This window comes from Mesorhizobium sp. M1E.F.Ca.ET.063.01.1.1 (genome assembly GCF_003998155.1).
GTDB lineage: Bacteria > Pseudomonadota > Alphaproteobacteria > Rhizobiales > Rhizobiaceae > Mesorhizobium.
The window spans coordinates 1-3,901 of record NZ_RZSC01000573.1; the positions used below are offsets into that span (position 1 = coordinate 1).

Consider the following 3,901-nt stretch of genomic DNA (forward strand, 5'->3'; position numbering starts at 1 on the left):
GTCCTGCAGATTGGCGCCGACATTCTCGTTTGCGTGGACGACCGGGACGCCGAGGCCGTTGAGCAGCGCGGCCGGACCGACGCCCGAGAGCTGCAACAATTGCGGTGAGTTGATCGAGCCGCCGGAAATGATGACCTCGCGGCCAGCGCGCGCGGTCTTCGTCTGGCCGTTCTGCTCGTATTCAACGCCGACGGCGCGCTTGCCTTCGAACAGGATTTTCGTCGCCAGCGCGTTGGTCTCGACGCGAACGTTGCCGCGCTTCATCGCCGGACGCAGGAAAGCGCGGGCGGCGGACATGCGGCGGCCGTTCCGGGTGGTGATCTGATAGACGCCGACGCCTTCCTGGGTGGCGCCGTTGAAATCCGGATTGAGCGGCAGGCCGGCCTGCTGCGCGGCTGCCAGGTAGCGCTTCGTCAACGGATGCACCGCGTTCGAGCAATCGGTGATGTGCAAAGGACCGCCGACGCCGCGCCACTGATCGGCGCCGGCCTCGTTGTCCTCCAGCGCCTTGAAGGCGGGCAGCAGGTCGCCATAGCTCCAGCCGGGATTGCCGGCGGCGCCCCAGGCGTCGAAGTCCTCGCGCGCGCCGCGGATGTAGACCATGGCGTTGATCGAGCTCGAGCCGCCGAGCAGCTTGCCGCGCGGCCAGTGGTCGGCATTGTTGCCGAAGCCGGGATCGGGCTCGGCCTTGTAGTTCCAGTTGACGGCCGGATCGAAGAAGGTCTTGCCGTAGCCGAGCGGCATCTGGACATAGAAGCGTCGATCGGTCCCGCCGGCCTCCAGCACCAGCACCGAAAAGCGGCCCGAGGCCGAGAGCCTTTCCGCGACGACCGAGCCGGCCGAGCCGGAGCCGACGATGATGAAGTCATAAGTCTGCATGATGCGCGCGCGGGCTCCGAAATCCGGCGCTTACCCTAGACATTGCCGGCTCACCGCGTCGCCGGGGCTTCCGTCATGGCTTGTGAAAAAAGCGACCGCTTGAGCGGCGCGCTTTTCGCTTTCAGCAGAGCTTGCGACATCGCGACCGCGTTGGTACGGGTTCAGGAAAGCAGCGGCTGAAGGACCTTCCCATGGTGCACTACGCGGACGGAAAGCCGCTCGGCGACCTGACACTGAGGACGCTGGCCATGCCGTCCGACGCCAATGCGGCCGGCGACATCTTTGGCGGCTGGGTGATGGCGCAGATGGACCTTGCCTGCGGCATCCGCGCAGCCGAGCGCGCCAAGGGCCGCGTGGTGACGGCGGCGGTCAAGGAGATGTCTTTCGCCAAGCCGATGAAGATTGGCGACACGCTCTGCATCTACACCCATGTCGAGCGCGTCGGCCGAACCTCGATGGTGCTCAAGGTCGAGGCCTGGGCGCAGCGCTACCTCTCCGACCTGATGGAGAAGGTCACCCATGCCGATTTCGTCATGGTGGCGCTCGACGGCGAAGGCAAGCCGAAACCGGTTCCAGCCGAAGGCTGACGGAAGACGATTCTTCCGGACCGGCGCATTTGTAACAACTCCCGCGCGGCAGATGCGTCCGGCGACATCCGATGGTTGCCGCCACGCCCGATCGTGCCAACGCTGGAGGAAAGACAATGCGTCAATACATGCTGAACGGCTGGCTCGTGGCAGCCTTCGTCGCCCTGGTCTGCCTGCTCGGCATAATAGCCTATGCCGAGGTCAAGACGGACCTTCCGCGCACCGCCAGTCTGGGTGGCGGCGGGGACATTGGGGGGCAGGGCGCGATATGCGATCTCGCGCCTCGCGGCGGCATCGCGCGAAATGCCTGAACGACTGTCATCGCAAGGCGACCTTCGCCACGAGAGTCCAATGCAGGCCGGACTGGCCACAGTCCGATGCGACAAGATCTAAAGATTTTGAGATGTTGTTGCACGGCCCGCCTCGCGGCCGGCGGGACTTCCGCCTCGAAACCTCCGAAGCGCTTGCGCCGCAAGGCTTTCAGGCCTGCTGGCCGTCGAATTTCGCGCGCGCTGCCTGCACTCGACTGGTGTTCTTGCGCGCCCATTCGCCAAGCGCGCCGACCGGCACCAGCAGCTCGTGGCCGAGCTCGGTCAGCTCGTAGTCGACTCGCGGTGGGATCGTGGGAAATACCTTGCGCGTGACGAAGCCGTCACGCTCCAGACCGCGCAAAGTAGTGGTCAGCATCTTCTGCGAAATGCCGCCCACGGCCGTGCGCAATTCGTTGAAGCGCATCGCTCCGCCGCCCAGCTTGCCGACCACCAGAACGGTCCATTTGTCGCCGACCCGTTGCAGGATTTCCGACACGGCGCGGCAGTCCTCGGTGTTGTGCGGGTGCCTCAGTAACAAAAATGTGCCTCCTTGCGTGCCGCTTTGTCAGTATCACATATAGCGCCGGTATCCAAACGATACCAAAATTCCCGCAAGGAGAGCCCCTTATGTCCAAGCCCAAAATCGCCATTGTCGTCGGTTCGACGCGCGCCGCCCGCTTCGCCGACGTGCCGACGCAGTGGATCGCCAAGATCGCCAAGACGCATGCCGACATCGACGTCGAAGTCGTCGATCTGCGCGACTTCCCGCTGCCCTTCTTCGACGAGGTCGCTTCGTCTGCCTGGGCGCCGTCGCAGAACGAGGTGGCGCAGCGCTGGCAGAAGAAGGTCGCCGATTTCGACGGCTTCATCTTCACCGCCGCCGAATACAATCACGGCCCGACGGCTGTGCTGAAGAACGCCATCGACTACGCCGCCAATGAGTGGAACAAGAAGCCGGCCGGTTTCGTCGGCTATGGCAGCGTCGGCGGCTCGCGCGCCGTCGAACAGCTCCGTCTGCATGCCGTCGAGCTGCAGATGGCGCCGGTCAAGTCGGCCGTCCACATCGCCTGGGGCGATTTCCTTGCGGTACGTCAGGGCGAAAAGAAGCTGGAAGATATCGAGCATCTGAACCAGGCGGCCGCGGCGCTGGTCAACGACGTTGCATGGTGGGCGAAGGTGCTGAAGGCCGCGCGCGCGGCCGATGCGATCGACGCCGAAGCCAAGGCGGCTTGAGCGCGTCATAGCGCGATCATCCTCCCAAAATCATCTGTCGAGGGCGGCGCTTGCGCCGCCCTTTTTCAATTCGCGGACGCTTCAGCCGGCGGCCGTGACCGGAGCAAGGTTGTTCTGGTGCCTTAGAGCGGTTCAGCGTTTGATAGAATCGCCGAACCGCTCTAGGTATCGGCCTGTTGCGTCGGCTACCGCCGCGCGATCTGGCGGTGGCCGTCGGGCAGGCGGGTGGCGATCAGCTTGTCGATGCGGCGGCCGTCGAGGTCGACCACTTCGAAGCGCCAGCCTTGCGCGTCGACGCACTCTCCAGTAGCGGGAAGATGGTGCAGATGCGACAGCACGTAGCCGGCCACCGTCTCGTAATCGCGGTTCTCCGGAAGATCGATGCCCAGCACCTCGGCCATCTCGTCGGCCTGCATGTAGCCGGCGAGCAGCCATGAGCCGTCCTCGCGCTTGACGGCGTTTTCTTCCTCGCCGGCATCGAGGTCCGAGCGGAAGACGCCGGTGATCGCCTCCAGGATGTCGGCCGGCGTGACGATGCCTTCGAAGTGGCCGTATTCGTCATGGACGAGCGCCATCGGGACGTCCGACTCCTTCAACTTCTGCAGGACGTCGAGCGCGTCGGCCTGGTCATGCACGATGGGCGCGGCGCGCACATGCTGGCGCGGTTCTAGCACCTTGCCGCCGAGGATCGCCGACAGCACGTCGCGCGTCTGGACGACGCCGACCATGTCATCGACATTGCCGTCGCCGGCGGGCAGGCGCGAATGCTGGGTCTCCATCAGGAGCCGCCTGATGGCTGCTTCGTCGGATTGCAGGTTGATCCAGTCGACTTCGGTGCGCGGCGTCATCACGGCGCGCACGGCGCGGTCGCCGAGGCGCATGACGCCGGCG

6 protein-coding genes are annotated in these 3,901 nt (G+C 65.1%); 3 read left to right on the top strand and 3 right to left on the bottom strand.

The genetic code is table 11. The annotated features are described in order from the left end of the window. Positions 1-879, bottom strand: an 879-nt coding sequence (locus tag EOA29_RS28250) for a GMC family oxidoreductase N-terminal domain-containing protein (RefSeq protein ID WP_189479014.1), incomplete at its 3' end; no start/stop codon positions are given. A 191-nt stretch (positions 880-1,070) separates the two neighbouring features. Between EOA29_RS28250 and EOA29_RS28255 the strand changes: the two genes are divergently transcribed. Together EOA29_RS28255 and EOA29_RS28260 are read left to right on the top strand one after the other, a co-directional pair. Then, positions 1,071-1,466, top strand: a complete 396-nt coding sequence (locus tag EOA29_RS28255) for an acyl-CoA thioesterase (protein WP_126092416.1) — start codon at positions 1,071-1,073, stop codon at positions 1,464-1,466. 116 nt (positions 1,467-1,582) lie between these two features. Further along, positions 1,583-1,777, top strand: a complete 195-nt coding sequence (locus EOA29_RS28260) for a hypothetical protein (protein ID WP_126092417.1) — start codon at positions 1,583-1,585, stop codon at positions 1,775-1,777. A gap of 169 nt (positions 1,778-1,946) precedes the next feature. Here EOA29_RS28260 and EOA29_RS28265 read toward each other — a convergent pair whose 3' ends face one another. After that, positions 1,947-2,315, bottom strand: a complete 369-nt coding sequence (locus EOA29_RS28265; protein WP_126092418.1) for a helix-turn-helix domain-containing protein — start codon at positions 2,313-2,315, stop codon at positions 1,947-1,949. Between the two features lie 89 nt (positions 2,316-2,404). On the opposite strand from EOA29_RS28265, the gene EOA29_RS28270 reads away from it, so the two are divergent. Then, positions 2,405-3,010 carry an NADPH-dependent FMN reductase gene (locus EOA29_RS28270; RefSeq protein WP_126092419.1) on the top strand — a complete coding sequence of 202 codons (606 nt, stop codon included), beginning with the start codon at positions 2,405-2,407 and terminating at the stop codon, positions 3,008-3,010. A 185-nt stretch (positions 3,011-3,195) separates the two neighbouring features. On the opposite strand, the gene EOA29_RS28275 is transcribed toward EOA29_RS28270, so the two are convergent. After that, positions 3,196-3,901, bottom strand: a 706-nt coding sequence (locus tag EOA29_RS28275; RefSeq protein WP_145969839.1) for a hemolysin family protein, incomplete at its 5' end; no start/stop codon positions are given.

Bases quoted from the DNA above. Each gene is read 5' to 3' on its own strand.
- EOA29_RS28270 (WP_126092419.1), top strand. From the start codon at position 2,405: ATGTCCAAGCCCAAAATCGCCATTGTCGTCGGTTCGACGCGCGCCGCC.
- EOA29_RS28260 (WP_126092417.1), top strand. From the start codon at position 1,583: ATGCGTCAATACATGCTGAACGGCTGGCTCGTGGCAGCCTTCGTCGCC.
- EOA29_RS28255 (WP_126092416.1), top strand. From the start codon at position 1,071: ATGGTGCACTACGCGGACGGAAAGCCGCTCGGCGACCTGACACTGAGG.